This is a genomic window from Pseudomonas sp. BN515 (assembly GCF_029873155.1).
GTDB lineage: Bacteria > Pseudomonadota > Gammaproteobacteria > Pseudomonadales > Pseudomonadaceae > Metapseudomonas.
In genome coordinates this window covers 26,229-51,229 of the sequence record NZ_SSOH01000021.1, presented here as the reverse complement: position 1 = coordinate 51,229, position 25,001 = coordinate 26,229, and the positions used below count along the sequence as shown (strand labels likewise).

General features: G+C 65.4%; 26 protein-coding genes. 10 read left to right on the top strand and 16 right to left on the bottom strand.

Annotation, left to right across the window (positions count from 1 at the left end; translation table 11 throughout):
- Positions 1 to 5 precede the first annotated feature (5 nt).
- Positions 6 to 392 (top strand): nuclear transport factor 2 family protein, encoded by a 387-nt coding sequence (locus tag E8E91_RS05625; RefSeq protein ID WP_280374943.1) that lies wholly within the window; start codon positions 6 to 8, stop codon positions 390 to 392.
- Entirely contained in the window at positions 389 to 847 is a 459-nt protein-coding gene (locus E8E91_RS05620) for a nuclear transport factor 2 family protein (protein WP_280374942.1), read from the top strand. Before E8E91_RS05625 ends, E8E91_RS05620 begins: the two co-directional genes overlap by 4 nt.
- Before the next feature lie 126 nt (positions 848 to 973).
- Here E8E91_RS05620 and E8E91_RS05615 read toward each other — a convergent pair whose 3' ends face one another.
- Positions 974 to 1,747, bottom strand: coding sequence for an SDR family oxidoreductase (locus E8E91_RS05615; RefSeq protein ID WP_280374941.1), 774 nt, complete (start codon positions 1,745 to 1,747; stop codon positions 974 to 976).
- Between the two features lie 297 nt (positions 1,748 to 2,044).
- Here E8E91_RS05615 and E8E91_RS05610 point away from each other — a divergent pair, with 297 nt between their 5' ends.
- Genes E8E91_RS05610 through dmpG form a run of 4 tightly spaced genes read left to right on the top strand, consistent with a single transcriptional unit; the run spans position 2,045 to position 5,632 of the window.
- Entirely contained in the window at positions 2,045 to 2,872 is an 828-nt protein-coding gene (locus E8E91_RS05610; RefSeq protein ID WP_280374940.1) for an alpha/beta fold hydrolase, read from the top strand.
- Positions 2,869 to 3,660: a fumarylacetoacetate hydrolase family protein gene (locus E8E91_RS05605; RefSeq protein ID WP_280374939.1), complete on the top strand. Its 792-nt coding sequence runs from the start codon at positions 2,869 to 2,871 to the stop codon at positions 3,658 to 3,660. The genes E8E91_RS05610 and E8E91_RS05605 overlap by 4 nt, the downstream gene beginning before the upstream one ends.
- 15 nt (positions 3,661 to 3,675) lie before the next feature.
- On the top strand, positions 3,676 to 4,584 hold the full coding sequence (locus E8E91_RS05600; RefSeq protein ID WP_190827629.1) for an acetaldehyde dehydrogenase (acetylating): 909 nt from the start codon (positions 3,676 to 3,678) through the stop codon (positions 4,582 to 4,584).
- Positions 4,585 to 4,597: 13 nt separating this feature from the next.
- Positions 4,598 to 5,632: a 4-hydroxy-2-oxovalerate aldolase gene (dmpG, locus tag E8E91_RS05595; protein ID WP_280374938.1), complete on the top strand. Its 1,035-nt coding sequence runs from the start codon at positions 4,598 to 4,600 to the stop codon at positions 5,630 to 5,632.
- A 214-nt stretch (positions 5,633 to 5,846) separates the two neighbouring features.
- On the opposite strand, the gene E8E91_RS05590 is transcribed toward dmpG, so the two are convergent.
- From E8E91_RS05590 to E8E91_RS05550, 9 genes are all read right to left on the bottom strand, one after another.
- A complete protein-coding gene (locus E8E91_RS05590; protein ID WP_280374937.1) occupies positions 5,847 to 6,893 on the bottom strand; it encodes a chemotaxis response regulator protein-glutamate methylesterase in 1,047 nt (348 codons plus the stop codon).
- 4 nt (positions 6,894 to 6,897) lie between these two features.
- Positions 6,898 to 7,509 (bottom strand): chemotaxis protein CheD, encoded by a 612-nt coding sequence (locus tag E8E91_RS05585; protein WP_190827635.1) that lies wholly within the window; start codon positions 7,507 to 7,509, stop codon positions 6,898 to 6,900.
- Positions 7,506 to 8,351: a CheR family methyltransferase gene (locus tag E8E91_RS05580; protein WP_280374936.1), complete on the bottom strand. Its 846-nt coding sequence runs from the start codon at positions 8,349 to 8,351 to the stop codon at positions 7,506 to 7,508. The genes E8E91_RS05585 and E8E91_RS05580 overlap by 4 nt, the downstream gene beginning before the upstream one ends.
- A gap of 48 nt (positions 8,352 to 8,399) precedes the next feature.
- Entirely contained in the window at positions 8,400 to 10,406 is a 2,007-nt protein-coding gene (locus E8E91_RS05575) for a methyl-accepting chemotaxis protein (protein ID WP_280374935.1), read from the bottom strand.
- A 19-nt stretch (positions 10,407 to 10,425) separates the two neighbouring features.
- A complete protein-coding gene (locus E8E91_RS05570) occupies positions 10,426 to 10,911 on the bottom strand; it encodes a chemotaxis protein CheW (protein WP_190827640.1) in 486 nt (161 codons plus the stop codon).
- Positions 10,898 to 12,724 (bottom strand): chemotaxis protein CheW, encoded by a 1,827-nt coding sequence (locus tag E8E91_RS05565; RefSeq protein ID WP_280374934.1) that lies wholly within the window; start codon positions 12,722 to 12,724, stop codon positions 10,898 to 10,900. The genes E8E91_RS05570 and E8E91_RS05565 overlap by 14 nt, the downstream gene beginning before the upstream one ends.
- A gap of 21 nt (positions 12,725 to 12,745) precedes the next feature.
- Positions 12,746 to 13,111 carry a response regulator gene (locus E8E91_RS05560; protein WP_280374933.1) on the bottom strand — a complete coding sequence of 122 codons (366 nt, stop codon included), beginning with the start codon at positions 13,109 to 13,111 and terminating at the stop codon, positions 12,746 to 12,748.
- A gap of 178 nt (positions 13,112 to 13,289) precedes the next feature.
- Positions 13,290 to 14,444, bottom strand: coding sequence for a methyl-accepting chemotaxis protein (locus E8E91_RS05555; RefSeq protein WP_280374932.1), 1,155 nt, complete (start codon positions 14,442 to 14,444; stop codon positions 13,290 to 13,292).
- A gap of 164 nt (positions 14,445 to 14,608) precedes the next feature.
- A complete protein-coding gene (locus tag E8E91_RS05550) occupies positions 14,609 to 14,761 on the bottom strand; it encodes a PSPA7_2676 family Cys-rich small protein (RefSeq protein WP_190827648.1) in 153 nt (50 codons plus the stop codon).
- A 330-nt stretch (positions 14,762 to 15,091) separates the two neighbouring features.
- On the opposite strand from E8E91_RS05550, the gene E8E91_RS05545 reads away from it, so the two are divergent.
- A complete protein-coding gene (locus tag E8E91_RS05545; RefSeq protein WP_280374931.1) occupies positions 15,092 to 15,952 on the top strand; it encodes a CAP domain-containing protein in 861 nt (286 codons plus the stop codon).
- 20 nt (positions 15,953 to 15,972) lie between these two features.
- On the opposite strand, the gene E8E91_RS05540 is transcribed toward E8E91_RS05545, so the two are convergent.
- Positions 15,973 to 16,437, bottom strand: a complete 465-nt coding sequence (locus tag E8E91_RS05540; RefSeq protein WP_280374930.1) for a MarR family transcriptional regulator — start codon at positions 16,435 to 16,437, stop codon at positions 15,973 to 15,975.
- 235 nt (positions 16,438 to 16,672) lie between these two features.
- Here E8E91_RS05540 and E8E91_RS05535 point away from each other — a divergent pair, with 235 nt between their 5' ends.
- Together E8E91_RS05535 and E8E91_RS05530 are read left to right on the top strand one after the other, a co-directional pair.
- The gene (locus tag E8E91_RS05535) at positions 16,673 to 18,067 is read left to right on the top strand and encodes an EAL domain-containing protein (RefSeq protein WP_280374929.1); all 1,395 of its coding nucleotides are present in this window, start codon (positions 16,673 to 16,675) and stop codon (positions 18,065 to 18,067) included.
- Positions 18,068 to 18,157: 90 nt separating this feature from the next.
- On the top strand, positions 18,158 to 18,676 hold the full coding sequence (locus E8E91_RS05530; RefSeq protein WP_280374928.1) for a DinB family protein: 519 nt from the start codon (positions 18,158 to 18,160) through the stop codon (positions 18,674 to 18,676).
- Here the strand turns inward: E8E91_RS05530 and E8E91_RS05525 are convergent.
- From E8E91_RS05525 to E8E91_RS05505, 5 genes are all read right to left on the bottom strand, one after another.
- Complete coding sequence (locus E8E91_RS05525) at positions 18,661 to 19,590, bottom strand: LysR family transcriptional regulator (protein WP_280372549.1); 930 nt, start codon at positions 19,588 to 19,590, stop codon at positions 18,661 to 18,663. The two genes, E8E91_RS05530 and E8E91_RS05525, sit on opposite strands and share 16 nt — an antisense overlap.
- A 105-nt stretch (positions 19,591 to 19,695) precedes the next feature.
- Positions 19,696 to 21,501, bottom strand: a complete 1,806-nt coding sequence (locus E8E91_RS05520) for a monovalent cation:proton antiporter-2 (CPA2) family protein (RefSeq protein ID WP_280374927.1) — start codon at positions 21,499 to 21,501, stop codon at positions 19,696 to 19,698.
- Positions 21,502 to 21,602: 101 nt separating this feature from the next.
- On the bottom strand, positions 21,603 to 22,223 hold the full coding sequence (ycaC, locus tag E8E91_RS05515) for an isochorismate family cysteine hydrolase YcaC (protein WP_151132269.1): 621 nt from the start codon (positions 22,221 to 22,223) through the stop codon (positions 21,603 to 21,605).
- Between the two features lie 56 nt (positions 22,224 to 22,279).
- Positions 22,280 to 22,966 (bottom strand): hydrolase, encoded by a 687-nt coding sequence (locus E8E91_RS05510; protein WP_280374926.1) that lies wholly within the window; start codon positions 22,964 to 22,966, stop codon positions 22,280 to 22,282.
- Positions 22,967 to 23,085: 119 nt separating this feature from the next.
- Complete coding sequence (locus E8E91_RS05505; RefSeq protein WP_280374925.1) at positions 23,086 to 23,952, bottom strand: pirin family protein; 867 nt, start codon at positions 23,950 to 23,952, stop codon at positions 23,086 to 23,088.
- A 96-nt stretch (positions 23,953 to 24,048) separates the two neighbouring features.
- Here E8E91_RS05505 and E8E91_RS05500 point away from each other — a divergent pair, with 96 nt between their 5' ends.
- Positions 24,049 to 24,957, top strand: a complete 909-nt coding sequence (locus E8E91_RS05500) for a LysR family transcriptional regulator (RefSeq protein ID WP_280374996.1) — start codon at positions 24,049 to 24,051, stop codon at positions 24,955 to 24,957.
- The last annotated feature ends 44 nt before the right edge of the window (positions 24,958 to 25,001 follow it).

Here is a 25,001-nt window from a genome sequence, read left to right as displayed (position 1 = left end):
ACTCCATGATTGATGAGCAGCAGGTACGGGCGAAGCTCGCCCGTTATATCGAACTGGTGGACGCCGTGGATATCGACGGCATCCTCGCGCTTTATGCCGAAGATGCGGTCGTCGAGGACCCGGTGGGCAAGCCGCCCTACGTGGGCATCGAGGCCATCTCGCGCTTTTACCGCGAAGGCCTGGGGCGCCTGAACGCCAGCGCGCGGCTGGACGGCTCCATCCGCGCCACCCGTGGCTGTGGCGCCGTGCCCTTCTGCGTTGACCTGGACTGGGGCGGCCAGGCCCGCTCCATCGAAGTTATCGACGTGATGGAGTTCGATGCCGAAGGTCGCATCCGTTCGATGAAAGCCTTTTGGGGCGAAGCCAACATGATCGCGAGGGAACAGCCATGACCCTGGAACAGCGCATTGCCCGCCTTGAAGCCGTCGAGGCCATCCGCGAGCTCAAGCACCGCTATTTCAACGCCTGCGACCTGAAGGAGATCGAGGTGATCCGCGATTGCTTCGCCGAGGGTGAAATCGCTATCGACTACGGTCCCGTCGGCTGCTTCCAGGATCGCGACAGCTTTGTCGCGCTGTACCAGTCCCTGGCCTGCAACGAGCGGGTGATCGACCTGCACCATGGCGCCAACCCGGAAATCGAACTGGCGGGGGAGGGCGAAGCGATTGGGCGCTGGGCGCTCTACTACTTCAACCTCGACGCCGAGACTGGGGCCACGCGGCAACTGGGTGGGATTTATCAGGACCGTTATCGGTGCATCGATGGGCGCTGGAAGATCGTCGAGACGGTGTTCAGGGCGCATTCGATGGTGGACGGCAAAGCCCTCACCCCCGTCCCCTCTCCCTGAAGTGGAGAGGGGTAACTCGCGCCTGACGTCCTTCGGCTTGCCGGACACGCAGCGTTTGTCTGGGGCACGAATAAGCTCCCCTCTCCCTTCAGGGAGAGGGGCTGGGGGAGAGGGACTCCGGCGCTATCAGTTCACCCCCGCCGCCTCCAGAAACACCGGCTTCTCCCCACCCCCATGCACGCAGATATCCGCGCCGCTCACATAGCTGGCCAGCGGTGATGCCAGGTACAGGCAGGCATCGCCGATATCCTCCGGGCTGGCCATGCGCTGCAGGGGAATCCCCGCCGCCACCCGCGCCACGCCCTCGGCATCGCCGTAGTGCAGCTCCGCCTGCTCGGTGAGGATCAGCCCCGCCGTTACCGCATTCACCCGGACCTTCGGCGCCCATTCCACTGCGAGGGAACGGGTCAGGTTGAGCAAGCCAGCCTTGGCTGCGCCGTAGGCGGCGGTGCCGGGAGAGGGGCGGGTGGCGCTGACGCTGCAGATGTTGACGATGGCGCCGCCGCCCGGCTGCTTCTGCATCACCCGGTTGGCGAGTTGGCAGAGGTTGAGCGGTGCCAGCAGGTTGAGACGGATGATGGATTCGGAGAAGCGTGGCGATGCTGTGGCGGCCTCGGCATGGGGCGCGCCGCCGGCGTTGTTCACCAGCACGTCGAGACGGCCGAAGCGGTCGACGATGGCATCCACCAGCTGCTGGCTCTGCTCGATGTCACGCACGTCGCAAGGCAGGAAGTGCGCCGCGCGGCCAGCGTGGACAGGCAATTGGTCGGGGGCATTGCGGCCACAGATCACCACCTCGGCGCCGCAGGCGAGAAAGCGCTGGCTGATGCCCCGGCCCACGCCCTTGCCGCCTCCGGTCACCAGTACCACCTTGCCGCTGAAATCCAATGCATCGCCCATGGCTGCCTCGTCTGTCGGTTGTCGATGGGCAGAGGCTAGGGCGAGCAAGGCGGGGTGCCTACGTCCGGGAGGACTATTCGCCGCTGGGAGATTTCTCTGTAGGAGCGAATTCATTCGCGAAAGGCTGCGAAGCGGCCCAGGATTCCGAGGAACAGGCCTGCGGCCTGCATCGCGAATGAATTCGCTCCCACAAAAGAGCTACAAGGAGCATCTCTCTCCCTGCTAGTCCTCTCGGACGATGTTGCCCACCGGGGCGCGCCGAATAATCCGGCCAAACAACAAGCCGAGGAGAGTCCCATGGGCGCGCTACCGCAAGGGCGTTTCGTCACGCTGCCCGATGGTCTGCGACTGCACTACCTGGATGCTGGCGAAGGCGAGCCGGTGGTGTTCATTCACGGCAGCGGCCCTGGCGCCAGCGGCCACAGCAACTTCAAGCAGAACTACCCGGTGTTCGAGAAATTCGGCTATCGGGTGATAGTCCCCGACCTGCCGGGCTACGGCCTTTCCGACAAACCGGAAACCACTTACAGCCTCGACTTCTTCGTCTCCGCCCTGACCGGTCTGCTGGATTCCCTGGATATCGAGCGCTGCGTACTGGTGGGCAACTCCCTGGGCGGCGCCATCGCCATCAAGCTGGCGCTGGATGCGCCGAGCCGCGTCAGCCGTCTGGTGCTGATGGCGCCGGGTGGCCTGATGGAGAAGGAGCAGTACTACCTGCAGATGGAAGGCATCCAGAAGATGGGCGCCGCCTTTGCCAATGGCGAGCTGAACGACGCCGACGGCATGCGCCGGCTGCTGTCCCTGCAGCTCTACGACGCCTCGCTGATCAGCGACGAGACCGTCAACGAGCGGGTCGCCGTGGTGCAGCAGCAACCGCGTTGCGTGCTGAGCACCATGCAGGTGCCGAACATGGCGGCGCGCCTGTCCGAGCTGTCCTGCCCGATCCTCGGTTTCTGGGGCATGAACGACAAGTTCTGCCCGTCTTCCGGCGCCCAGACCATGCTGGAGAACTGCACAAACATCCGCTTCGTGATGCTCAGCGAGTGCGGTCACTGGGTGATGGTGGAGCACCGCGAGCTGTTCAACCGCACCTGCCTGGACTTCCTCGCGGAGGGCCGGTCATGAGTGAAATCCTGCAGCGCGCATACGGCGAGGAGCTCTATCAGGCCCTGCTCGCCGGTCGCACCCTGGCGCCGCTGACCGAGCGCTGGCCAGAGATCACGATCGAAGACGCCTACCGCATCTCCCTCTACAGCATCGAGCGCCGCGTGGCGGCAGGCGATGCCATCGTCGGCAAGAAGATCGGCGTCACCTCCGCAGCCGTGCAACGCATGCTCAACGTGCACCAGCCGGACTTCGGCTTCATTACCCGAGACATGTGGTTCGACGACGGCGACAGCATTTCCCTGTCCGGCAACCGCCTGATCCAGCCGCGCGCCGAGGGCGAGATCGCCTTCAAGCTGAAGCATGACCTGGTAGGGCCCGGCGTTACCGAGCAGGACGTGCTCGACGCCACCGAATGCGTGATTCCCTGCTTCGAGATCGTCGATTCGCGCATTCACGACTGGAAGATCCGCATCCAGGACACCGTGGCCGACAACGCCTCCTGCGGTGTCTTCGTGCTCGGCCGCGAGCAGGTGGACCCACGCGAGCTGGACCTGCCCAACCTGCGCATGACCGTGTTCAAGAACGGCACGCAGATCAGCGAGGGCCTGGGCTCGGCGGTGCAGGGCAACCCGCTTACCGCCGTGGCCTGGCTGGCCAACACCCTGGGAGCCTTCGGCATCCCGTTCAAGGCCGGGGAAATCATCCTCTCCGGCTCCCTGGTACCGCTGGAGCCGGCGCGTGCCGGCGACCACTTCGAACTGACCATCGACGGCCTGGGCAGCGCCCGGGTGTCCTTCCGCGACTGACTCCGGGGAAAGAGCATGAGCAAGAAACTCAAGGCGGCCATCATCGGGCCGGGCAATATCGGCACCGACCTGTTGATCAAGATGCGCCGTTCCGAATGGATCGAACCGGTGTGGATGGTGGGCGTCGACCCGACTTCCGAGGGCCTGAAACGCGCCGCCGAATTCGGCCTGAAGACCACCGCAGAAGGCGTCGACGGCCTGCTGCCCCACGTGCTGGACGACGATATCCGCATCGCCTTCGATGCCACCTCGGCCTACGTCCATGCCGAAAACAGCCGCAAGCTCAATGAGCTGGGCGTGATCATGATCGACCTCACCCCGGCGGCCATCGGCCCGTACTGCGTACCGCCGGTGAACCTCAAGGAGCACGCCGAGAAGCTGGCGCTTAACGTCAACATGGTCACCTGCGGCGGCCAGGCCACCATTCCCATGGTGGCGGCAGTGTCCCGCGTGCAGCCGGTGGAGTACGGCGAGATCGTCGCCACCGTGTCCTCCCGCTCCGTGGGGCCGGGCACCCGGCAGAACATCGACGAGTTCACCCGCACCACTGCCGGTGCTGTGGAGAAGATCGGTGGCGCCAAGCGTGGCAAGGCGATCATCGTCATCAACCCGGCCGAGCCGCCGCTGATGATGCGCGACACCATCCATTGCCTCACCGAAGGTGAGCCCGACCAGGCGGAAATCCGCGCTTCGGTGCTGCACATGGTCAAGGAAGTGCAGCGCTACGTGCCGGGCTACAAGCTGATCAACGGCCCGGTATTCGATGGCCGCAAGGTGTCGATCTTCATCGAAGTGGAAGGGCTGGGAGATTTCCTGCCCAAGTCCGCCGGCAACCTGGACATCATGACCGCCGCCGGCCTGCGCACCGCGGAAATGTTCGCCGAAGAGGCCCATAAGGGCGCCCTGCAACTGCCTGCCCGTTGAGTGGAGAAACAACATGAACCTGCAAGGTAAGCGCGTGCGCCTGCACGACATGAGCCTGCGCGACGGCATGCACGCCAAGCGCCACCAGATCAGCCTGGACGAGATGGTGGCCGTGGCCACCGGCCTCGACGCCGCAGGCGTGCCGCTGATCGAAATCACCCACGGCGACGGCCTGGGCGGTTCCTCGCTGAACTATGGCTTCCCGGCCCACTCGGACGAGGAATATTTCGACGCGGTGATCCCCAAGCTCAAGCAGGCCAAGGTCTCGGCCCTGCTGCTGCCGGGTATCGGCACCGTCGACCACCTGAAGATGGCTCACGACATGGGCGTCTCCACCATTCGCGTCGCCACCCATTGCACCGAGGCGGACGTCTCCGGCCAGCACATCGGCATGGCCGCGAAGATGGGCCTGGATACCGTTGGCTTCCTGATGATGGCGCACATGGTCAGCGCCGAAAAACTGCTGGAGCAGGCGAAGCTGATGGAGAGCTACGGCGCCAACTGCATCTACTGCACCGACTCGGCCGGCTACATGCTGCCGGATGAGGTGACCGAGAAGATCAGCGTGCTGCGCAATGGCCTGAACGCGAACACCGAGGTCGGCTTCCATGGCCACCACAACATGGGCATGGCCATCGCCAACTCCCTGGCCGCCATCGAGGCGGGTGCTGCACGCATCGACGGCTCGGTAGCGGGCCTGGGCGCCGGCGCCGGCAACACGCCGCTGGAAGTGTTCGTCGCCGTGCTGGCGCGCATGGGCGTGGAGACCGGCATCGACCTGTACAAGATCATGGACGTTGCCGAGGACCTGGTGGTGCCGATGATGGACCAGCCGATCCGCGTCGACCGCGACGCCCTGACCCTGGGCTACGCCGGGGTGTACAGCTCCTTCCTGCTGTTCGCCAAGCGCGCCGAGAAGAAGTACGGCATCCAGGCCCGCGAGCTGCTGGTGGAACTGGGACGTCGTGGCACGGTGGGCGGCCAGGAAGACATGATCGAAGACCTGGCGCTGACGATGTCGCGGCAGCGTGGGGTGATGCCGACGTAAGTTGGGTTCGACGCCGTTCGTTGGGCCTCGCGTAGCTCGGACCAACCTACGGGGTGGTCTGAGTCTGGCCTAGATTCCCTCACCCCAGCCCTCTCCCAGAGGGAGAGGGAGCTAGTCGGTGCATCCGGATGGTTTCGAGCCAGCCGGCGCGAGTCACCCCTCTCCCCCCGGGAGAGGGGCCGGGGGTGAGGGGAGTTGAACCCCGCGCGGACCCTCACACCCTATTCCCACTCCCCCGTCTCCGCGCCTGTGCCAGCAGCGCGGGGCCTATCTCTTCCAGCGGCAACACCTCTTCCGCCGCGCCAATCTCCGCCGCTTCCCGAGGCATTCCGTAGACCACGCAGCTGGCTTCGTCCTGGGCGACGGTGTAGCCGCCGGCTTCGCGGATTTCCAGCAGGCCGCGTGCGCCGTCCTTGCCCATGCCGGTGAGCAGGGCGGCGATGAGGTTGCGGCCGGCGCAGCGGGCGGCGCTGTTGAACATCACGTCCACCGCCGGCCGATGACCGTTCACCGGGGGCGCCTCGGACAGGCGCGCGACATAGTTGGCGCCGGACCGCGCCACTTCCATGTGCAGGCCGCCGGGGGCGAGGAGGGCGGTGCCGGGGAGGATGCGGTCGCCGTCGCGGGCTTCGCTGACGCTGATGCGGCAGAGCTTGTCCAGGCGGGCGGCGAAGGAGCGGGTGAAACCGGCCGGCATGTGCTGGGTGATGACCACGCCTGGGCTGTCTGCTGGCAGGCCCAGCAGCACTTCCTTGATGGCTTCGGTGCCGCCAGTGGAGGCGCCGATGGCGATCAGTTTCTCGGTGCCGACGATGGGCAGGCCGCGTTCGACCGGGCGTTCGACCGCTGTGCGACGGATCATCCGCGCGCGTGCCGCCACCTTGAGCTTGGCGCGGATTTCCTCGGCGTAGGCCTGCATGCCCTCGGCGATGCCCAGCTTGGGCTTGGCAACGAAGTCGATGGCGCCCAGCTCCAGTGCACGCAGGGTCGCCTCGGAGCCGCGTTCGGTGAGGGAAGAAATCATCACCACCGGCGTGGGGCGGCCCTTCATCAGTTTGTCGAGGAAGGTCAGGCCGTCCATGCGCGGCATTTCCACGTCCAGGGTGATGACGTCGGGCGAGTGCTGTTTGATCAGGTCGCGGGCGACATAGGCGTCGGGCGCCACGCCCACGAGGTGCAATTCGTTGTCGGCGCGGACGATTTCGCTGAGCAGGCTGCGGATGAGCGCCGAATCATCCACCACCAGAACCTTGATCGGCACGGCCTCACTCCTTGAACAGGTCGTAGGGCCCCAGCGCTTCCCCGCGCTTGAGGTAGAGGATGTATTCCAGCTCGCGCTGCAGGATGGTGTCGTTGTGCAGGTTCTTCAGTTTCTTCACCCGTACCGTGCCGCTGGTGGGGAAGATATAGACCTTGCGCGCTTCGGCGCCCATCACGTCTTCGGCCAGCAGGGGAATGCCTTCGGTATCCAGGTAGCTGTGGACGAACTCCACGGTGCGCAGGGTGGTGTCGAAGCGCAGCAGGTCGTTGGGCAGGTTGCCGGCGCCGAACACCTTGGCTTGCAACTGGTGGCGGCGTGCGCCCTGGCGCAACATCTCTTCACTGAGCTGTTCCATCATGCGCACGCCATGGTGGGTGGCGGCGCTGGCCAGGCCGCTGCCGGGGCCGGGTTCGGGCAGGAGGAACTGGTTCATGCCGCCGATGCCGCGCTGCAGGTCGAACAGGCAGACCGCTACGCAACTGCCCAGCACCGACACCAGCACCTGGTCCTCGGTGGTGGCGTAGAACTCGCCGGGCAGCACCTTCACCGCCGGCAACTGGATGTCCGGGTCGAAGTAGCGGGTGGCGGCGATGGCGCCTGCGGTTTCTCCTTTCATGTCGAGGCTCCCGGCACAGGCTGGTAGACGGTGCGGCTCACCAGTTTCACCACGTGGTTGGCCTGCACGAAGCTTTCCGAGTGGCCGGCGAAGAACAGGCCATCCGGCCGCAGCAGGCGCACCATGCGTTCCAGCAGGCGCACCTGGGTGGGCTTGTCGAAGTAGATCATCACGTTGCGGCAGAAGATCGCGTCCAGGCCGCCGCTGAGCCGCCAGTCCTTGTCCAGCAGGTTGATGCGGCGAAATTCCACCATCTGCTGCAGCTCCGGCACCACCCGCGCCAACCCGTCGTTGCTGCCGGTGCCGCGCTGGAAGTAGCGCTTCCTCAGGGCCGGGTCCAGCTGCGCGAGCCGCTCAACCGGGTACACGCCCCGGCGCGCGGTCTCCAGCACGCCGGTGTCGATGTCGGAGGCGATGATCTGTATTCCCTGGGCCCGCTCACCCAACGCCTGGTGCAGGGCGATGGCCATGGAGTAGGGCTCTTCCCCGGTGCTGGACGCGGCCGACCAGAAGCGCAGTGGCCGGCCCCGGCGCTGGGGTTCCCTGGCCAGCGCGACGAGTTGGTCGAAGTGGTGCCGCTCGCGGAAGAAGGCGGTGATGTTGGTGGTCAGCGCATTGATGAAGGGTTGCCATTCCTCGGAGTGTTGGTCGAGGTAGGCCAGGTAGGCGGAAAAGGTGCGCAGTTCCAGCTGGCGCAGACGGCGCGCCAGGCGGCTGTAGACCATCTGCTGCTTGCTGGTGGCGAGGCTGATGCCGGCACGGCGATACAGCCGCTCACGTACCTGCTCGAAGTCGTGGTCGTTGTAGCCGAACTCGTGTTCGCCCAGCACCTGCGCATTCATTGCATTACCTCAAGAACCCCCGGCGCAGGGCGCCGGGGTGGGTTGGGACTAGAACTCTTCCCATTCCTCTTCCTTGCTCCGCGCCGCGCGGCCGGCACCGCGAGGCGACTTCGCCGACGGCGTCTTGCGCGAGGCATTGCGCGGGGTACCGGGTTGTCCGGCGTGGGCCGGGTCCAGCTTGAACACGGCCACCGACTGGGCCATCAGCCCGGCCTGTTCCTGCAGGGCTTCGGCGGCTGCGGCGGCTTCTTCCACCAGGGCGGCGTTCTGCTGGGTCATCTCGTCCATCTGGCTGACCGCGCCGTTGACCTCCTCGATGCCACGGCTCTGTTCGGTGGAGGCGGCGGCGATCTCGGCCATGATGTCGGTGACCCGTTTGATGGCGATCACGATGTCGCTCATGGTCTGGCCGGCTTGGGCCACCAGGGTGTTGCCGTTCTCGACCTTGCTCACTGAGTCGGAAATCAGCGTCTTGATCTCCTTGGCCGCCGCCGCCGAACGCTGTGCCAGGGTGCGTACTTCGGCGGCCACCACGGCGAAACCACGGCCCTGTTCACCGGCCCGCGCCGCTTCCACTGCGGCGTTGAGGGCGAGGATGTTGGTCTGGAAGGCGATGCCGTCGATGACGCCGATGATGTCGGAGATCTTCCGCGCCGAGTCGTTGATGGCGGTCATGGTGCTGACCACCTTCTGCACCACGTTGCCGCCTTCGGTGGCCACTTCCGAGGCGTTCACCGCCAGGGAGTTGGCCTGGCGCGCGTTCTCGGCGTTGAGTTTCACCGTGCTGGTCAGCTCTTCCATGCTGGAAGCGGTTTCTTCCAGGCTGGACGCCTGCTGCTCGGTGCGGGTGGACAGCTCGGCATTGCCGCTGGCGATTTCGCTGGCGGCGGTGTTGATGGTGTCGGCGGACTCGCGGATCTGCCCGAGCATGCGCGACAGGCTCTGTGCAGTTTCGTTGGAGTAGTCCTTGAGCTCGCCGAAGGTGCCCTGGTAGTCGGCGCTGATGCTTTGCGAGAGGTCGCCCTGGGCGAGTGCGCCGAGCATCCGCGAAACGTCCTTGAGGCCTTTGTCGGCGGTGTCCACCAGGCTGTTCAGGCCGGTGGCCAGGTTGAGGATGAAGCCGGTCTTGCCCGTTTCGTCGATGCGCTTGGAGAAGTCACCGGCAGCGGCTGCGCCGACCAGCGCGGCGACTTCACGCTCGACCTGCACTTCCAGCGTCCGGTCGGCCCATTCCACCACCGAGCCGAGGCGCTCGCCGGCATCGCTGATGACCGGGTTGGCCACCAGGCCGAAGGTGCGTCCGCCCACGTCGATCTGGGTGCGGAAGGTACTGGTGAAGGTGGCGAGCAGGCGCTTCTGGTGCTCGGGGTTCTTGTGGAACTGGTCGATCGAACCACCCAGCAGCTTGCTCACGGAGAACGACGGCAGCGCCTTGCGCAGGTCGGCCTCGGCGTTTTGCAGCATGCTGGTGACGGTCTTGTTCATGTAGATGATGTTGCGGTCGCCGTCGGCGATCATCACGTTGGTGCTGCAGTTGTCCAGCGCGCTCTTGATGCGGATGTTTTCACCGGCAGCCTGGGCCGCGGACTTGAGGCGGTCGCGCACGCCGTCGATGGCTTCGGTGATCTGCGCCTTCTTGCCCGGCAGGCGTTCCATGTCCTTGCTGAAGTCGCCGCGACCGTAGGCGGTGACCACGCCCACGACCTGCATCTTCACCGCGATATGGGCGGCCACCAGTTCGTTGATGCCTTTCGCCAGGCGCGCGTGGGTGCCACTGAATCGGTCCTCCGGGATGACCTGGTCGATCCAACCTTCCGTGTGCTGGCGGGTCATTTCCACCAGTGCCTTGTCCAGCACCTCGGTGCTGGCGCTCTCCGCCTGCTGCTGGCGCAGACTCTTCTGCAAGCGGGCGAGGCTGTCGTAGACCGGCGTCCAGATCGGGTCGTCGCCGGCGCCGATGGATTGGTCGAGATTCCCTTCCGCCAGGCCCTGGATCAGGCTGGCCAGGTGTTGCGCGCGAAGCTGAGCTTGTGCTTTTCCGTTGAACAGACCCATTGGCTAATCCCCTTGCGTGTCAGGCTGCGGCTGCTTCGACCAGGGCCATTTCGCGGCTGGTCATCAGCTTCTCGATATCCACCAGGATCAACATCCGCTCGGCCACGGTGGCTAGGCCCAGCAGGTATTCGGTATCGAAGCTGGCGCCGAATTCCGGCGGCGGCTTGATCTCTTCGCCCGACAGGGCGATCACGTCGGACACCGAATCCACCACCACGCCGACGATGCGCCGGCCGATGTTGAGGATGATCACCACGGTGAAGGGGTCGTAGGTGACGTCGGCGAGGTTGAACTTGATGCGCAGGTCGACGATGGGAACGATGGCGCCGCGCAGGTTGATCACGCCTTTGATGAAGGCCGGGCTGTTGGCGATGGTGGTCACCTGGTCATAGCCGCGAATTTCCTGCACCCGGAGTATGTCGATGGCGTACTCCTCGCGACCGAGGGTGAAGGTCAGGTACTCCTGGGCCGGTTGCCCGGCCTGTTCCGCACTAAGGGAGTTCATGCAGGGCTGCTCCTTGTTGTTGTGCCAGGGCCGGCAGGGCGTCGACATCGAGGATCAGGGCGACGCTGCCGTCGCCCATGATGGTGGCGCCGGCGATGCCATCGACCCGGCGGAAGTTCTGTTCCAGGCTCTTGATCACCACTTGCTGTTGCCCCACCAGGTCGTCCACCAGCAGGGCGAAGTGGCGCCCGTCGGCTTCGAGGATGACCACGATGGACTGCTCGGGCGGCAGCGGCGGGGCGATTTCCCCCAGCAGGTCGTGCAGCGAGAGCAGCGGCAGGTATTCGCCGCGTACGCGGATCACCGCGCCTTCCTCGCCACCCAGGCCACGGATGTCGGCGGCCTTGGGCTGCAGCGATTCGACGATGTAGGTCAGCGGGATCACGTAGTGGGTGCGCGCCACGGCGACGATCAGGCCATCGAGGATGGCCAGGGTCAGCGGCAGGCGGATGCTGATGCGGGTGCCCAGGCCAGCGGCCGAGTCGATGTCGATGCGTCCACCCATGGCCTGGATGTTGCGCTTGACCACGTCCATGCCGACGCCGCGTCCGGAGAGGTCGGTGACCACTTCGGCGGTGGAGAAGCCGGGCATGAAGATCAGTTGCCAGACTTCGGCATCGCTCATGCCATCGTGCACGGCGAGGTTCTTCTCGCGGGCCTTGGCCAGGATGCGCTCGCGATTCAGGCCACGGCCGTCGTCACTGATTTCCACGACTATGCTGCCGCCCTGGTGGAAGGCGCCCAGGCGTACGGTGCCGCTGGCGGGTTTGCCGGCGGCCAGGCGTGTTTCGGGTTGCTCGATGCCGTGGTCGATGCTGTTGCGCACGATGTGGGTGAGCGGGTCGCTCAAGCGCTCGATCACGCCCTTGTCCAGCTCGGTCTGCTCGCCCTGCAGCACCAGTTCCACCTGCTTGCCGAGGCGTGCCGAGGTGTCGCGCACCAGGCGCGGGAAGCGGCTGAAGATGAAGCTGATGGGCAACATGCGGATCGACATCACCGATTCCTGCAGGTCGCGGGTGTTGTGTTCCAGCTGCGCCAGGGCCTGGTGGATGCGCTCGTGGACGCTCGGGTCCAACGCGTTGCCGAGCTGGCCGAGCATGGCCTGGGTGATGACCAGCTCGCCCACCAGGTTGATCAGGCTGTCGATCTTCTCGACGCTGACGCGGATGGAGCTGGATTCCGCCTCGGCGCTGGCCGGCTTGCTGGCGACCGGTGCTGGTGCGGGCACCGGTTTGGGCGGCTCGGCGGCCACCGGGGTGGGGGCGCCGGGGGCTTCATCGAAGAAGCCGAAGGCGGCTGAGTCGGATTGGGCGGGCATGCCGGGCGCATCGTCGAAGAAGCCGAAGTCTTCATCGGCGGCCGCTTCCGGTGAGCCCGGCGCTTCATCGAAGAAACCGAAGCCCGCATCTGCCTCCGCTGCTGGCGTGGAGCCCAGCAGCTCGCGCAGGCGGGCCACGGTCGCTTCCACCGGCACGCTCGGGTCTGGCGCCTGCCGGCGGTGGGCGTCCAGCAGGCGCATCAGCACGTCACGGGCTTGCAGGAAGAGGTCGACCATTTCCGCGCGCAGGGCCATCTGGCCGCTGCGGATGCGGTCGAGCAGGGTTTCCAGTTCGTGGGTCACGGCGGTCAGGTCATCGAAGCCGAACATGCCGGCCGAGCCCTTGATGGAGTGGGCGGCGCGGAAGATGCCGTTGAGTTCTTCCGCGTCAGGCTGCTGCAGGTCGAGACCGAGCAGCAGCAGTTCGAGGTTGGCCAGGTGTTCCTCGGTTTCCTCGAAGAACACCTGGAGGAACTGATTCATCCCGTCGCTCATGGGAAGCGCCTTGTGCTGGAGTCAGGGGAGGACCTTGCGGGTGACTTCCAGCAGCTTTGGCGGATCGAAGGGCTTGACCAGCCAGCCGGTGGCGCCGGCTGACTTGCCCTGCTGTTTCATGGCGTCGCTGGACTCGGTGGTCAGCATGAGGATGGGGGTGGCGCGATAGCCGGGCAGGCCGCGCAGGCTGCGGATCAGGCTGAGGCCGTCCATGTTGGGCATGTTCTGGTCAGTGAATACCAGGTTGTATGTCTTGCTCTGTGCCTTGCCGAGGCCGTCCTTGCCATCGACGGCCTCGTCCACGACGTAGCCGGCGGCCTTGAGGGTAAAGCTCAGCATCTGTCGGATGGATGCCGAATCGTCGACTATCAGGATCTGCTTGCTCATCAGTGCCGCTCTCCCTTGCCGTTCTTTCTTCTAGTTGGACGCTTCTTGCAACACTCTTCTTCTTTTGGCGGCTGGCCAGTGGCCATGGTTAGGTGTAGATGGGCGCCGGGGGAGCGTCCAGCTACTGGCGTCAGCCATTCGTCGCTTTGATGAGTGGCCGACGGTTGTCATCAATCGTTCAGAACAGCTCGATCTCACCCGCGCTCACGCTGCTCTGGCTGACCGGGTTGGAGATGGGTTTGCGCAGCTCGGCGGTTTCCTGGTCCACCTGTTGCGCCCAGTGCTCCGGCGCCACGGTGCGCAGGGCGCCAAGGCCGGCGGCGAATCCACCGAGCTTGGCGAAGTGTTTGCGCATCTGCCCGATCAACTGGCTGCTCATGTCCTGGAATTGCAGGGCAGTGATGGCCCGGTCGACGCCCGAGCCCACCTCCAGCGAAATCCGATCCAGTTCCTGGATCACCTTCAGCGTATGGCGGTTCATGCCTTCCAGGTCTTCCAGCATGTGGTGCAGCTGCTGCTTGGAATCCAGGGCGAAGCCCATGTCCTTGTCCGCCAGTTGGGAAATGGCCGACTCGGCGTCCCGGATTTCCCGGTAGACCACGTCCACGTGCTCGCGGATCTGCTCGGAGAAACCGGTGGAACGGGTGGACAGGGCGCGCACTTCATCGGCCACCACGGCAAAGCCCCGGCCGCTTTCCCCGGCGCGCGCCGCCTCGATGGCGGCATTCAGCGCCAGCAGGTTGGTCTGCTTGGCGATGGCGTCCATATCGTGGGTGGATTTCAGGATATCGGCGATTTTTTGCGTCACCCGGTCCATGCGCTTCACCAGGTCCTGGGAGGTCTGGCTGGTTTCCAGCGTGGCCTCGACGAACAGGCCCAGGGTGTTGCGGGTGGTGGCGATGAATTCCTGGAAGTTCATCCCTTCGTCGTCGCTTCCCTGGTTGCCGTAGCGCTCGATCAGGGAATGGGAATGGGCGCGCTGCTGGTCGATGCGCGCTGCAAGGCCCTGGAAGCTGTCGCTGAGGCGGCCGATGGCGTCCTGCAGCAACCCGTCCACCTGCCCGGCATGGGCCTGCAGGGTGCCGAGGTGTTCGTCCACCGCATGCTGCGCCCGCTGCCAGTCGGGAGCCTCCACCGTGGGCTGTGCATCGGCTGGCGTGCCACGGGGGCGCGCATCGAGCTGCAGCCAGACCAGCAGCAGACTGGCCAGCCAGCCTCCGCCGAGGACCAGCCACACCGGCAGGCCGACGGCGACCATGCCGGCGCACGCCAGCCAGGTCAGGGAATGCAGGGCCAGGCCCTTGATTGGGTTGGCAGGCGACGGATGCGGCATGGAGCACTCCCAGCAGGATGAATGACCGGACGGCGGCCCCAGGCTGAGTGAAAACGACGCTGTGACGTTTTCACTCAGCCTGTAAAAGGCCATCGGCAACGCTGCTTAAAGCTAGAGGCCGCTCGTCTGCTGTCAAATCGCTATCTATCGACTTGAGACGTCGATCATCCCGCCGTTTCCGCCTCCTCTTCCGGGGGGCTGAGATAGCGATGGGCGCCGCAGCGCAGGCAACGCTGGCAAATCATCGGCACGGCACCCACGTCGGTGCGAAAACCCTCGGTCCATTGGCAACCGAGCAGGAAACAACGAATACGCATGGCTCCTCCCCGGGGGCGTACCCCCTCGGTTCGATCCGGCAGTAGTGGTTGGAACTGCACTCGCCTTGTTCTTGTTGGAGGCATGGGTCGCCGCGAGGATCGTTCGACCGCCCTAGAACCGGCAACCTAATGCGGCGAACGGGGTGACCGTTGGTCGGGGCAGGGGAGGGGGAAGTAGGGTGCGCCGTGCGCACCGCGTCGAGTCGGGTGTGGGGCATTTGGCTGCCTCCGACTATCGATATGGAGAATTCACCGAGCCTCCTGAACCTTGATACCAGCGCCGCAGTCTTACCCCGGCCCTTTCCCTCACACTTATCCACACGCCCATTCATGCACCCGATCCGTCGATCCCTTCGCCTGCTTCCTTTGCTGCCCGTCGCCCTGACATCGCTGTTCGCCATCCCCGCCCATGCTGGCGATGAGCGACAGCTGCTGGCCGCCATCAATGACTATCGAACCCAAAGCCAGCGCTGCGAATGGAGCACGATGCGGGGCGCTCCGCCGCTGCTGCTGAAATCGAACCTGGCACTGCCGGTGGGGTATTCGGGAGAATTGCGGCGCGGCTTGCGCGATGCCGGCTACCAGGCGGCGGAGGTGCGCACCATCCGCCTGGCCGGGGCGCGGGATGCCAGGTCGGCCTTCGCCATGCTGCGCGACGACTACTGTGAGGACTTGCTCGACAGCCAGGTTTCCGATGTCGGCATCAGCCGCAGCGGCAACCAGTGGCGCCTTGTGCTGGCCCGACCCATGGCCAGTGCACAGCTGGGTGATTCCCGCTCGGCGGGGCAGGCCTTGCTGGCCCAGGTCAACGCCGCGCGGGCCAAGCCGCGCATGTGCGGCAGCAAACGCTTTGCCGCTGCCCGGCCGTTGAGCTGGAGTTCCGCCTTGGCCAATGCCGCCCAGCAGCACAGCCGCTCCATGGCCAACCGTGACTACTTCTCCCACCAGGGCCCGGACGGCGACTCGCCCTTCGACCGGGCGCGCGATGCGGGTTTTCGAGGACGACAGGTGGGTGAAAACATCGCCGCCGGCCAGGGCTCGCCCCGCGCGGCCATGGACAGCTGGCTGGCCAGCCCCGGCCATTGCGCCAACCTGATGAACCCGAAATTCACCCAGGTCGGCGCGGCCTACGCCTCACAGGTGCGCAGCGAAAACGGCATCTACTGGACCATGACGTTCGGCGCCCCCTGATCCGGGAGGCCGAAAGGGGCTCATTCCTCGCGCTTCGGTGACTTCAGGAGGTTGTCGCGCAGCCTGGCAACGGCCTTCTGCATCTGCACGAACTCTTCCGGCGAGAGACCGGTCGAGTCGTTGAGGCTGGCTTCCAGGCTCTGCTCCCGCAGGCTCCGGCCTGCCGGGGTCAGGCTGACACGCACCTGGCGTTCGTCTTCGGGGTCGCGCTGGCGCTGGAGGAGGCCCAGTGCTTCCAGCTTCTTCAGCATCGGTGTGAGGGTGTTCGATTCCAGGAACAGCTTTTCGCCCAGGCTGCCAACGGTCTGATTGTCTTCATCCCACAGCGCCACGATGGCGATGAACTGTGTGTAGGTCAGCCCGAGCTGTTCGAGGACCGGCTTGTAGACCCTGCCGAAGGCGAGGTTTGCTGAATACACCGCAAAACACAGGAAATCCGAGAGCGGTGCCGGTTTGCTGCTGGGGTTTTTTCCGACGGGCTTCATTTGCTTCCTCGTTGGCCATTGGGCTCATGTCCCGAAAGGAACGACTATAGATCGCATGCGAGTTAGTCGGAAGGGCCGGATTTCAACTCGCTACGTAGACAGTCCCCATGCAAATCCCCGACCGGTGCTCTCTGGACTTGACCGCTGGCCCCTGCGCGTCGTCCTTCAATCCAATGCCAATTTGCAATCACGCGATCACCCTCAAGAATGAATAGGGTCGGCAAAGGGATTTTCCATGACCCCCATCTCTGCATTCCTCAGGCGAGTCCAGCAGCTCTGGCAGTCCCATGACCTGGCTCTGATCGGCCAGCGTCGCGAGCGACGCATGCGGCTGCTGGCCAGCGGGCTCATGGTGTTCATGGGGCTGTTCTGGGGCGTTTACTTCGTGCAGCGGGGGGCCTGGGGCATCGTGCTGATGGACCTGGCGCTGATCCTCTGCGGGCTCGGCGTGTTCGTCCTGACCCTGCGCAATCAGGCGCGTAGCGCCAATCTGTTGCTGTTCGGCCTGCTGATGGTGGTCATCCTCGTCTCGACCCTGGTGCTGGACGTGCCCACGCCAGCGGCGCCGCGCGCGACGCACCTGTACCTCCTGCCACTCGCCGTGGCCGCGTTGATGGCCTTTCGCGACGATCACAGATGGCTGCGCTACGGCGTCACCTTGCTCTGCCTGGCGTTGTTCACCGGCCTGTCTGCGACGAGCTGGAGCCCCATCACGGGTTACAGCCTGCCGGATGAGGTGCGGGTGATCGGCTCCTGGGTACAGGGCATAGCCTCGGTGTCGATGTTCTTCATGCTGCTGCACATCCTGCAGACCGACGCCGCCGAGCGTTCGGAGCTGGATCACGACCTGCGCACGGCCCTGCGGGACGAACAGTTCGTCCTCTACTTCCAGCCGCAACTGGACCGCGCCCGGCGGGTGGTGGGCGCGGAGGTGCTGATCCGCTGGCAGCATCCACAGCGCGGGCTGTTGCCACCCGCCGAGTTCATCGACCACGCCGAGAAGACCGGGATGATCATTCCCATCGGCCAGTGGGTGTTGCAGCAGACCTGTGCCCAGTTGCGGCAGTGGAAGGCCGTGCCGGCGCTGGCGGATATTGGCCTGGCGGTAAACATCAGCCAGAACCAGTTCCGCCAGGCCACCTTCGTGAATGACGTGCTGGCCATGATCGAGGGCCATGGCATCGAAGCGCACCGGCTCGAACTGGAGTTGACCGAAACCCTGATCGTGCAGGACATCGAGGACCTGACGCGGAAGATGGTGGCGCTGGTGGCGCAGGGCGTGCGTTTCTCCCTGGATGATTTCGGCACCGGGTTTTCCTCGCTCAGCCACCTCAAGCGGCTGCCCTTGAACACGCTGAAGATCGACCGCTCCTTCATCTGCGACGTGCTGACCGATGCCAGCAGCGAAACCATCGTGCGGACGGTCATCGCCCTGGGGCAGAGCATGGGCATGACCGTGATCGCCGAAGGGGTCGAGAACGAGGCCCAGCAGCGTTTCCTGGCCAGCAATGGCTGTGGGCAATTCCAGGGCTATCTGTTCAGTCGGCCCTTGCCGCTGGCGGAGTTCGTCGAGTTCGTCTGGCGCTGCAACCTGCCCCGTGCGGAGGAGGTGACGGTCGGGGCTCCATAGCGCCAGGCCGCGCCTACACTTGTCGGGCCGTTTTGCTCTCGCCTCTCCCACCCTGCGCACCGGATCCGACTTTCCGAAGGAGGGCCCCTGATGATCAACGCTCAAACGGCCAGGATGCTTGCCCACTACAAACAATGGGTCGATGAACGGCTATTCGATGACCTGGCCGGGTTGCCGCCGGGCGAAGTCGGCAAGGAGCGTGTCTCCCTGTGCAAGAGCATCATCGGCACGCTCAATCACATCTATGTGATCGATTGCATCTGGCGTGCCCACCTGGAGGGCAAGTCGCACCCTTACAAGACGCGGCTGGAAGTGCCGCACCCTGAATTGACCGAACTCCGGGAGGCCCAGGCGTCCATGGACGACTGGTTCATTTCATGGAGTGCCGGACAGACGGACGCCTCGCTGGCCGAGCCGGTGGAGTTCGTCTTCTGCTCCGGCGACCCCGGCGTGATGATGGCTGGCGCCATGCTGATGCACGTGGTCAATCACGCGTCCTATCACCGGGGCAGCGTGATCCAGATGTACGCCGAGATTCCGGCGAAACCGCCCATCACCGACCTCCCCGTGTTCCTGCGCGAGACCCATCCCCGCTACGCGGCGGGCTGATTGGGCATCGGCGGTGCGGACATGTGCTGCATGATCAGGTCACGCAGCCAGCGTTCGGCGGGATCGTTGTCGGTGCCGCTGCTCCACACCATGGACAGCTCCGAGGTGTAGATGGGGAAGGGCGGGTCGTCGGCGCGCAGGCCGCTACCGTCGATCAGCGCGTCAGCCGCGTAGTCCGGGACCGTGGCGAGCAGTTCGGTCCCTGCCAGGATCGAGCGCAGGCTGCCGAACTGCGGCACCGCCAGCACCACGCGGCGGCTCCGGCCAACCCGCGCGAGGTCGTTGTCGATGTTGCCGCTCAGGTCGCCGGAGAACGAAATCAGCGCATGGGGGCGCGAGCAGTAATCGTCCAGCGTCAGCGCGCCGGGGCGGTCGTCGCCGCGCAGGATCTTGCAGCGCAGGTTGCGCAACCGCTTGCGCTTGGCATTGGCCGGCAGTTCCGTGGTGAAGCTGACGCCGACCGATATCTCCCCGGAAGCGAGCATTGCCGACATGAGCAGGAAGTTGACCCGGCGAACCACGACTATGGCCTCGGGGGCTTCCTCGCGGAGCTGGGCGAGCAACGGTGGAAACAGGCCGAACTCGACGTCGTCCGAGAGACCGATGCGGAAGGTGTTGCGGTAGGTCGCCGGGGTGAAGTCCTTCGCCCGGCTGACGGCACCGGAGATAGCGTCCAGCGCCGGTTGCAACTCTTCGAGGATTTCCAGCGCGCGCTTGGTGGGTTCGAAGACGCGGCCATTGCGCACCAGCAGCGGGTCGTCGAACAGGTCACGCAGGCGCGCCAGGGCGGCGCTGACGGCGGGTTGGCCGAGGAAGAGCTTTTCCGATGCCCGGGTGAGGTTCTTCTCGTACATCAGGGTTTCGAAAACCACCAGCAGGTTCAGGTCTACACGTCGCAGATCGTTCCGGTTCATCCGGCGTCTCCCACAGGCTTTGGCTGAATTGATTGAAGCTCCTTGTCTGCACCTGGCAATTGCAATGCCAGGCGCGGTCGACTCGGCCCCGCTGGTCGCTGCTGGTTACTTGACTGCCTTGTCCTCGATCAGGTCGGCGTCGAACAGGTGCTCCAGTTCCGAACGGGCCTCGCGGGCGGTCTGGATCACCGCGGCGTCGTCGTCATAGACCTTGTGCTGGGCGGCCAGGACTTCCTCGTCATGGCGCTGGAAGCGACGGATGCGGGCATTGGCCTGGTCTTCGTCCAGCCCCAGGCCGAGCAATGCCTGGCGGCTCATTTCCAGGGCGGAGTGGAAGGTCTCGCGCACGGGCACGGCGCCCAGGTCCAGCAGGCGATGGACGTGCTGGCGGTTGCGTGCGCGGGCGATGACCTTGAGGTTCGGGTAGAGGCGCTTCACCAGTTCGGTGATCTTCAGGTTGGTATCCGGGTCATCGGTGGCAATGATGAGGTACTCGGCCCTGTCCACCTTGGCCGCACGGAGGATTTCCGGGCGCAGCGGGTCGCCGTAGTAGATGGGCATGCGGCCCAGGCTGCGGCCGTACTCGATCATGTCTACGGCAGTGTCCAGGGCAACGAAGGGAACCTGCTGGGCGCGCAGCACCCGCGCGATGATCTGGCCCATGCGGCCCATGCCGGCGACCACCACGCGCGGTTCGTCGCTGTCGATGCGCTTGTACTCCGCCGGCACGTCCACCGGCGTAGGCGCGGACACGAGGCGGCGGAACAGGGCCAGCACCAGCAGCGGCGTGACCGCCATGGACAGGGTGATGCTGAGCACCAGCAGGCTGTGCAGGCGGGCGTCGAGCATGCCCTGCTCGTGGGCCACCTTGAACACCACGAAGGCGAACTCGCCGCCCGCGGCCAGGATGATGCCCAGGCGCAGCGCATGGGCGCGGTCCAGACCGCCGGCATAGCGGCCCACCAGGTAAAGCAGGGGCAGCTTGAACATCAGCAGCAGCACGGTCAGCACCAGCACCGCGAAGGGCTCGTTCAGCAGCAGGCTGAGGTCGGCGCTCATGCCCACGCTCATGAAGAACAGGCCCAGCAGCAGGCCCTTGAATGGCTCGATCTGGGCTTCCAGCTCGTGGCGGTACTCCGAGTCGGCGAGCAGTAGGCCGGCGATGAAGGCGCCCAGGGCCATGGACACACCCGCCAGCTCCATCAGCCAGGCGGTGCCCATGACCACCAGCAGGGCGGTGGCGGTGGAGACTTCCAGCAGCTTGGTCCTGGCGACGACGCGGAACACCGGGCGCAGCAGGTAGCGGCCGCCGATGATCACCGCACCGATGCTGCCCACTGCCAGAAGGATGGCCTGCGGGTCGACTTCGTCCGCGTCCAGGTGTCCGGCGCCGCTGAGCAAGGGCAGCAGGGCGATCAGCGGAATGGCTGCGATGTCCTGGAACAGCAGGATGGCGAAGGCCAGTCGGCCGTGGGGGCTGGTGAGTTCCTTGCGTTCGGCGAGTATCTGCAGGCCGAAGGCGGTGGAGGACAGGGCCAGGCCGAAGCCCAGCACGGCAGCGGTATTCAGCGACTTGGCAAAGACCAGCCAGGCCACCAGGCCAATGGCCAGGGCGGTAAGCAGCACCTGGGCCAGGCCCACGCCGAACACCGAGCGGCGCATCACCCAGAGGCGGCGCGGCGAGAGTTCCAGCCCGATGATGAAGAGCAGCAGCACCACACCCAGTTCGGAGACGCGTGCGACGCTTTCCGGGTCGGTGACCAGCCCCAGTACTGACGGTCCGATCAGCACCCCGGCCAGCAGGTAGCCCAGCACCGCCCCCAGTTGCAGGCGCTTGGCCAGGGGAACGGTGAATACGGCTGCAAACAGGAATACCACTGCTGCCTGCAGCAGGCTGCCTTCGTGGTGCATGCATCTCTCCTTGGTCTGACGTCTTGAAGGGGGCGGCATTCTAGAGCAGAGCGGGGCACCGACGCAGGGGCCGCGCCATTTCGACGCGGCCCCTGGATGGCTCACTTGGTGAGGGTGTTGTAGGCGGTGATCAGGTTGCGGTAGTCGGGGATGTGGTTGGAGAACAGTGCGGCCAGGCCTTCGATGTCGTTGCGCCAGTCGCGGTGCAGTTCGCAGGCCACGCCGAACCAGGTCATCAGCTGGGCGCCGGCGGCTTCCATGCGGCGCCAGGCGGCGTCGCGGGTCACTTCATTGAAGGTGCCCGAGGCGTCGGCGACCACGAAGACATCGAAGCCTTCTTCCAGTGCCGACAGGGCCGGGAAGGCCACGCAGACCTCGGTCACCACGCCGGCGATGATCAGCTGCTTCTTGCCGGTGGCCTTCACCGCCTTGACGAAGTCCTCGTTGTCCCAGGCATTGATGTTGCCGGGGCGGGCGATGTACGGGGCGTCGGGGAACTGCTCCTTCAGCTCGGGCACCAGCGGGCCGTTGGGGCCGGTCTCGAAGCTGGTGGTGAGGATGGTCGGCAGCTTGAAGTACTTGGCCAGGTCACCCAGGGCCAGCACGTTGTTCTTGAATTTGTCCGGGTCGATGTCCCGTACCAGGGAGAGCAGACCGGCCTGGTGGTCGACCAGCAGGACGGCGGCGTTGTTCTTGTCCAGACGCTTGTATTGGAAAGACATGGCATTTTCCTCGCTTGGTTGAGCGTCCGCCCTTGTGGGGCAGGCGCAGGAATTTCTCAGCGTTGCGAATCCAGCACTTCGTTGTCCCTGACCACCTGCTGGGCCTTTCCGTAGCTCTCGATCAGCAGTTGGTAGTGCGGGAATACATGACTATAGGCGGCGGCCCACTCGGCGGCGTCGGGGCGGTTCCAGGTGCGCTGCACCTCGGAGCAGACGGCGGCGGTATCCATGGGCACCACACCGGCCTGGACGACGCGCGCCAGGGTGATTTCCTGGGCCATCTTGGAGTAGGTGCCTGACGCGTCGATGACAGCGAATACCCGATAGCCGGCATTGACCGCGCTGATGCTGGGGAAGGCCATGCACACGCTGGTGATGGTGCCGGCGATGATCAGGGTCTTGCGGCCGGTGGCTTCCACCGCGGCGACGAACTCGGGGTTGTCCCAGGCGTTGATCTCACCCTTGCGTGCCACGTAGCGGGCGTGGGGTGCGGCTTCGTGGATTTCCGGAATCAGTGGGCCGTTGGGCCCCTGGGGCACGGAGGCCGTCGTGATCACCGGCATCTTCGCGAGGGTGGCGACCTTGGCCAGGGTGATGGCGTTGGAGCGCAGCTCGGTCATGGGCATGTCCTTGACCGTCTGGAACAGGCCGCTCTGGTGATCGATCAGCAGCATCGCGGCGTCATCCGGATCGATTCGCGGAATCTGGCCGTTGAAGTTGGCGACTTGGGCGAAGTTGTTCATGGCGTTTACCTTTTTCTCCGGGTGAAGGCCGTCCTGGCCGCTGCGGTTGCCCGCCGGCCCACGCATCCGACGTGGGGGATTGAGCAGACCGGGCAAAGGCCCGGCCTGGCATGTGACCGTCAGTCGGTCATCTGGCCGAAGCGGCCGGACTGGAAGTCCTGGATCGCCTGGCGTATCTCGGTTTCGCTGTTCATCACGAAGGGGCCGTAGCCGACGATCGGTTCCTCGATGGGCTCGCCGGAAAGCAGCAGCACCAGGGCTTGGCCATTGGCCTCCAGCAGCAGCTCATCGCCTGCTTGTTCGAACAGCGCCAGTTGGCCTTCGCGCACCAGTTCCTCACCGTTCACCAGCAGGGTGCCGCGCAGTACCACCAACGCGGTGTTGCGGCCGGGGTGCAGGTCCAGGGTCACCGGCTTGCCGGGGTTCAGGCGGATATCCCACACGTCCATGCCGGTGAAGGTGCGCGCCGAGCCGCGCTGGCCGTCGAACTCGCCGGCGATCAGGCGCAGGCTGCCGGCCTGCTCAGGCAGGGGCAGATTGGGGATGTCGGCATCCAGGAGGGTCTGGTAGCCCGGCGCGGCCAGCTTGTCGCGGGCCGGCAGGTTGACCCAGAGCTGGACCATCTCCAGGGTGCCGCCGCTGCGGGTGAAGGCCGGGGAGTGGAACTCCTCGTGGAGGATGCCCGAGGCCGCGGTCATCCATTGCACGTCACCGGGGCCGATCAGGCCACCGGCGCCGGTGGAGTCCCGGTGTTCCAGTTCGCCCTGGTAGACGATGGTCACCGTCTCGAATCCCCGGTGCGGGTGCTGGCCAACGCCACGCGGGCGCTCGGCCGGGGCGAACTCGGCGGGGCCGGCGTAATCCAGCAGCAGGAAGGGGCTGATGTGCTTGCCCAGGCTGTCGTAGGAAAACAGCGTGCGAACCGGGAAGCCGTCGCCCACCCAATGGGGCCTGGGGCTGGTGTAGATGCCACGGATCTTTTTCATGGTGTGCCTCCTGTAGTGCATGGGGCACATCTTGAAACTGCAACACTGACTCCGGTAGACGGGCTAAATTGACCTCAGAGTCCTATTTGGAGAACGCTGGTGGAAGACCTCAACGACCTCTACTACTTCGCCCAGGTGGTGGAGCACGGCGGCTTCGCCCCGGCCGGACGGGCGCTGGACATGCCCAAGTCCAAGCTGAGCCGGCGCATCGCCAACCTGGAGGAACGCCTCGGCGTGCGCCTGATCCAGCGTTCGACACGGCACTTCTCGGTCACCGAGATCGGCCAGGAGTACTACCGCCAATGCGTGGCGATGATGGTGGAGGCCGAGGGCGCCGCCGAGGTGATCGAGCGCAACCGCTCGGAGCCCCAGGGCGTGGTGCGCATCAGTTGCCCGACGGCGCTGCTGGACTTCTGGGTGGGGCCGATACTGAGCCGGTTCATGGTGAAGTTCCCGCTGGTGCACTTGCACATCGACAGCACCAACCGCCAGGTGGACCTCATCCAGGAAGGCATCGACATCGCCCTGCGGGTGCGCTTCCCGCCGCTGGAAAGCACCGATCTGGTGATGAAGGTGCTGGCCAACAGCACCCAGTGCCTGGTGGCCAGCCCGAGACTGCTGGAGACCATTCCGCATCTCCTGGTGCCCGCGGACCTGGCGAGCCTGCCAAGCCTGCATTGGGGCACGCCGCTTCGCGAATACATCTGGCAACTGGATGGCCCCGACGGCGCCAGCGCTGCCGTCCGCCATCATCCCCGACTGGTCACCGACGACCTGCTGGTGCTGCGCCAGGCAGCGGAAGCGGGGGTAGGGGTGGTGCACCTTCCGTGGGTGGTGGCACGGGAAGAACTGGCCAGCGGCCGATTGGTACAGGTAACGCCTGACTGGGCGCCGAGAACCGGCATCGTGCATGCCGTTTTCCCGTCCCGGCGCGGCCTGTTGCCCTCGGTACGGACCCTGATCGACTTCCTGGCGGAGGAGTTCAAGGAAAGCGGGATGATATGAGCTGCCTCCAGCTACAGACCGAGGTCTGCCCTGCTGAATGGCCG

What these genes read in the sequence shown, in the direction of transcription:
- E8E91_RS05555 (WP_280374932.1), bottom strand. Translation starts at nt 14,444, where the DNA reads ATGCCGCATCCGTCGCCTGCCAACCCAATCAAGGGCCTGGCCCTGCAT.
- E8E91_RS05550 (WP_190827648.1), bottom strand. Translation starts at nt 14,761, where the DNA reads ATGCGTATTCGTTGTTTCCTGCTCGGTTGCCAATGGACCGAGGGTTTT.
- E8E91_RS05535 (WP_280374929.1), top strand. Translation starts at nt 16,673, where the DNA reads ATGACCCCCATCTCTGCATTCCTCAGGCGAGTCCAGCAGCTCTGGCAG.
- E8E91_RS05575 (WP_280374935.1), bottom strand. Translation starts at nt 10,406, where the DNA reads ATGGGTCTGTTCAACGGAAAAGCACAAGCTCAGCTTCGCGCGCAACAC.
- E8E91_RS05580 (WP_280374936.1), bottom strand. Translation starts at nt 8,351, where the DNA reads ATGAATGCGCAGGTGCTGGGCGAACACGAGTTCGGCTACAACGACCAC.
- E8E91_RS05540 (WP_280374930.1), bottom strand. Translation starts at nt 16,437, where the DNA reads ATGAAGCCCGTCGGAAAAAACCCCAGCAGCAAACCGGCACCGCTCTCG.
- E8E91_RS05520 (WP_280374927.1), bottom strand. Translation starts at nt 21,501, where the DNA reads ATGCACCACGAAGGCAGCCTGCTGCAGGCAGCAGTGGTATTCCTGTTT.
- E8E91_RS05560 (WP_280374933.1), bottom strand. Translation starts at nt 13,111, where the DNA reads ATGAGCAAGCAGATCCTGATAGTCGACGATTCGGCATCCATCCGACAG.
- E8E91_RS05600 (WP_190827629.1), top strand. Translation starts at nt 3,676, where the DNA reads ATGAGCAAGAAACTCAAGGCGGCCATCATCGGGCCGGGCAATATCGGC.
- E8E91_RS05620 (WP_280374942.1), top strand. Translation starts at nt 389, where the DNA reads ATGACCCTGGAACAGCGCATTGCCCGCCTTGAAGCCGTCGAGGCCATC.
- E8E91_RS05625 (WP_280374943.1), top strand. Translation starts at nt 6, where the DNA reads ATGATTGATGAGCAGCAGGTACGGGCGAAGCTCGCCCGTTATATCGAA.
- E8E91_RS05545 (WP_280374931.1), top strand. Translation starts at nt 15,092, where the DNA reads ATGCACCCGATCCGTCGATCCCTTCGCCTGCTTCCTTTGCTGCCCGTC.
- E8E91_RS05530 (WP_280374928.1), top strand. Translation starts at nt 18,158, where the DNA reads ATGATCAACGCTCAAACGGCCAGGATGCTTGCCCACTACAAACAATGG.
- E8E91_RS05570 (WP_190827640.1), bottom strand. Translation starts at nt 10,911, where the DNA reads ATGAACTCCCTTAGTGCGGAACAGGCCGGGCAACCGGCCCAGGAGTAC.
- E8E91_RS05505 (WP_280374925.1), bottom strand. Translation starts at nt 23,952, where the DNA reads ATGAAAAAGATCCGTGGCATCTACACCAGCCCCAGGCCCCATTGGGTG.
- E8E91_RS05510 (WP_280374926.1), bottom strand. Translation starts at nt 22,966, where the DNA reads ATGAACAACTTCGCCCAAGTCGCCAACTTCAACGGCCAGATTCCGCGA.
- E8E91_RS05610 (WP_280374940.1), top strand. Translation starts at nt 2,045, where the DNA reads ATGGGCGCGCTACCGCAAGGGCGTTTCGTCACGCTGCCCGATGGTCTG.
- E8E91_RS05605 (WP_280374939.1), top strand. Translation starts at nt 2,869, where the DNA reads ATGAGTGAAATCCTGCAGCGCGCATACGGCGAGGAGCTCTATCAGGCC.
- E8E91_RS05585 (WP_190827635.1), bottom strand. Translation starts at nt 7,509, where the DNA reads ATGAAAGGAGAAACCGCAGGCGCCATCGCCGCCACCCGCTACTTCGAC.
- E8E91_RS05565 (WP_280374934.1), bottom strand. Translation starts at nt 12,724, where the DNA reads ATGAGCGACGGGATGAATCAGTTCCTCCAGGTGTTCTTCGAGGAAACC.
- E8E91_RS05615 (WP_280374941.1), bottom strand. Translation starts at nt 1,747, where the DNA reads ATGGGCGATGCATTGGATTTCAGCGGCAAGGTGGTACTGGTGACCGGA.
- dmpG (WP_280374938.1), top strand. Translation starts at nt 4,598, where the DNA reads ATGAACCTGCAAGGTAAGCGCGTGCGCCTGCACGACATGAGCCTGCGC.
- E8E91_RS05525 (WP_280372549.1), bottom strand. Translation starts at nt 19,590, where the DNA reads ATGAACCGGAACGATCTGCGACGTGTAGACCTGAACCTGCTGGTGGTT.
- ycaC (WP_151132269.1), bottom strand. Translation starts at nt 22,223, where the DNA reads ATGTCTTTCCAATACAAGCGTCTGGACAAGAACAACGCCGCCGTCCTG.